Source organism: Bacillus sp. LR--39, from assembly GCF_053613335.1.
This window is the reverse complement of the sequence record NZ_JBSIOT010001217.1, coordinates 1-599: the sequence shown is the minus strand read 5'-3', so window position 1 is coordinate 599 and position 599 is coordinate 1. Positions and strand designations below refer to the sequence as shown.

The window sequence follows — 599 nt, the reverse complement described above, 5'->3', positions numbered from 1 at the left end:
CCTAGAACGCTGCTCACTTTGTCAGCAGATACGTGAATGTTATTTGCTTCGATTGTCAGGTGATCTTCCTCAACTGTTCCTGCAAGCACCTCACCGCTGGCATACAGATGGATCAGCTGCGCAGCCCGTTCTGCTGCAAGACGTACGCGCGCCGGATCAATTCCTATTTCAAATCTTACGCTTGATTCACTTCTCAAACCAAGATCTTTGGAAGCCTTGCGAACCGTCTGCGCGTTGAAATACGCAGCCTCAAGCAAAATCGTTTTCGTATCTTCCTGAACCTCTGACTCTGCTCCTCCCATGACACCCGCAACGGCCTGCGCTTTCGTTCCGTTTGTAATGACAAGGTGATCGGCGGACAGCTTACGTTCTTGATCATCAAGAGTGACGATCATTTCATTCTCAGCTGCTTTTCTTACTACGACTTCCTTAGAGCCAAATCTGTCATAATCAAACGCATGAAGCGGCTGTCCGTATTCCAACAGGACAAAATTTGTGATGTCAACGACGTTGTTGTGCGGACGAATGCCTGCATTCATCAGCTTTGTCTGCATCCAAAGCGGTGACGGAGCAATCGTGACATTTTTAATGATTTTTGC

1 protein-coding gene is annotated in these 599 nt (G+C 47.7%); it reads right to left on the bottom strand.

Annotated elements, in window-relative coordinates:
- Nucleotides 1–599 (bottom strand): phenylalanine--tRNA ligase beta subunit-related protein (locus tag ACWHAR_RS29525; RefSeq protein ID WP_452088749.1); only part of this gene is annotated, 599 nt, incomplete at both ends.